Here is a 2,322-nt window from a genome sequence, read left to right as displayed (position 1 = left end):
GTCCAATACCCTCTGACTTACCTAGAACACACAAGCGAACTGCACCCGCAATCTCGCACTTATGAGTTTTGGATGCAGATGCAACAACCTGAAAATGAAATTCTGCCGGGTACGAGCGTGACCGTAAATGTCGATATGGCAAAGGCTGGCTTGAGCGATGTTCAGGGCTACCAATTACCTATGACGACGCTAGAAGCGGGCTCCGAAGCGAATCAATTTTACGTTTGGAAAATGGAAGACGGCCAAGCGTTCAAGAGCGAAGTTGAAGTCGAAAAGGTTAGCGGCCACGGCGCACTCATTGCTCATGGTATCGAACAAGGTGACGTACTCGTAAATTCAAATCTAAGAAAACTCCGTGACGGAATCAAATTGTCAGGAAAAGCAGAATGAACATCGCAGAATATTCAATAAAGAACAAAGTAATTAGCTGGCTGTTTCTAGTCATTTTAGCCATTGGCGGTGTCACTTCTTTTGGTAATCTATCCCGTTTAGAAGACCCAGCTTTTACCATTAAAGATGCCATGATTATTTCAACTTACCCTGGCGCTACGTCAATGGAAGTTGAAGAGGAACTGACGTATCCACTTGAGAAAGAGATACGACAGTTGCCTTATATCGATAAGATCACATCGACCTCATCGAATGGTATGTCTCAAATTATGGTCAGCATGAAGATGGACTACGGTCCCGACGAGCTGCCCCAGATCTGGGATGAAATGCGCCGAAAGATAAACGATCTACAGCCAACTCTACCAAGTGGTGTTAATTCCGTTCAGATCATCGATGATTTTGGTGACGTATTCGGTGTGATGATCATGCTGACCGGTGATGGCTATGACTACGTTGAGCTAAAACAGTACGCCGATTACCTAACGCGTGAAATCGAACTGGTTGACGGTGTCGGTAAAGTAAGTATTGCCGGTGACCAACAGGAACAACTGTTTGTTGAGATGTCACTGGAACGCTTAGCCGCATTGAACCTAGATATGTCGACGGTTACGTCACTGTTAGCACAACAAAACAGTGTGGTATCGGCAGGTGAGGTGATGCTGAATGGTCAAAGCCTAACAATCAAGCCAAACGGCACATTGAGCACGGTTGAAGAGCTAGAAAACCTGATCATTCATGGTCGCGATACTGGTAATCTGATTCGATTGAAAGACGTTGCCGAAGTGACTCGCGGTATTCAAGAAAAACCAGGTAATGTATTAACGTATAACGGTAAGCCTGCGATTAATTTAGGTATAGCGTTTTCTTCAGGTGTAAACGTGGTTGAGATTGGTAAAGCACTCGATGCGGAACTTGATCGTCTAGAAAGCATTAAACCAGCGGGTGTAGAACTGAACTATTTCTACAACCAAGCGCAAGAAGTCGATAAATCAGTGGCTGACTTCTTAATCAGCCTAGTTGAAGCGGTAGCGATCGTTATCATTGTACTGTTGTTTGCGATGGGGTTGCGCAGTGGTTTGATCATCGGTTTAGTTCTTCTGTTGACGGTATTCGGTACTTTCATCTTGATGGACTACAACAACGTGGAATTGCACCGTATCTCACTGGGTGCACTGATAATCGCGTTGGGTATGCTGGTGGACAATGCGATTGTTGTCGTTGAAGGTATTCTGGTTGGCTTGAAGAAGGGTAAGACTAAACTTCAAGCAGCGAAGGACATCGTGTCACAAACACAATGGCCATTATTGGGCGCGACCATTATCGCTATTACAGCCTTCGCACCGATTGGTTTGTCGAAAGACGCGACAGGCGAGTTCATGGGCTCACTGTTTTGGGTGTTGTGTTTCTCATTATTCTTAAGTTGGGTTACGGCACTCACGTTGACTCCGTTCCTTGCAGAAATGATGCTGAAAGAAGAAGACAAGGTCGATGAGAACGAAGATCCATACAAAGGTATTCTGTTTGTTGTATTCGGCGCGTCTCTGAAATTCGCATTGCGCTTCCGATGGTTAACCGTAGTGAGCATGGTTGCTCTGCTGGCCGCATCAATTGTTGGTTTCGGTATGGTGAAGCAACAGTTCTTCCCACCATCAAACACGCCAATGTTTTACGTCGACATGTGGATTCCAGAAGGTACCGATGTTCGTGAAACCATCAAGCAAACTGAAAAAGTTGAAAGCTACATTCGCCAACAAGACAATGTAGAGTTTGTTACGACAACGGTTGGGCAGGGCATGCAACGTTTCGCTCTGACATACCAACCAGAGAAAAGCTACGAAGCGTACGCTCAGTTACAAGTAAGAACGACTGACCGTGACACTATGTTTCAGGCGTTAGAGGCACTCGATAAAGATTTAGCGAATGTATTTGAAC

General features: G+C 45.3%; 1 protein-coding gene and 1 pseudogene. Both read left to right on the top strand.

Annotation, left to right across the window (positions count from 1 at the left end; all coding sequences use genetic code 11):
* Positions 1–390, top strand: a pseudogene (locus BCT81_RS21580) (efflux RND transporter periplasmic adaptor subunit); the annotation flags it as partial.
* The coding region (locus tag BCT81_RS21575; protein ID WP_133152680.1) for an efflux RND transporter permease subunit at positions 387–2,322 on the top strand (1,936 nt) is incomplete at its 3' end. The pseudogene BCT81_RS21580 and the gene BCT81_RS21575, both read left to right, overlap by 4 nt.

The sequence above is a fragment of the Vibrio sp. 10N.261.52.A1 genome, from assembly GCF_002876325.1.
In the GTDB taxonomy this organism is placed as follows: Bacteria; Pseudomonadota; Gammaproteobacteria; order Enterobacterales; family Vibrionaceae; genus Vibrio; species Vibrio chagasii.
Note: the sequence above shows the minus strand (reverse complement) of the source record. Positions and strands in the feature narration are given on the sequence as shown.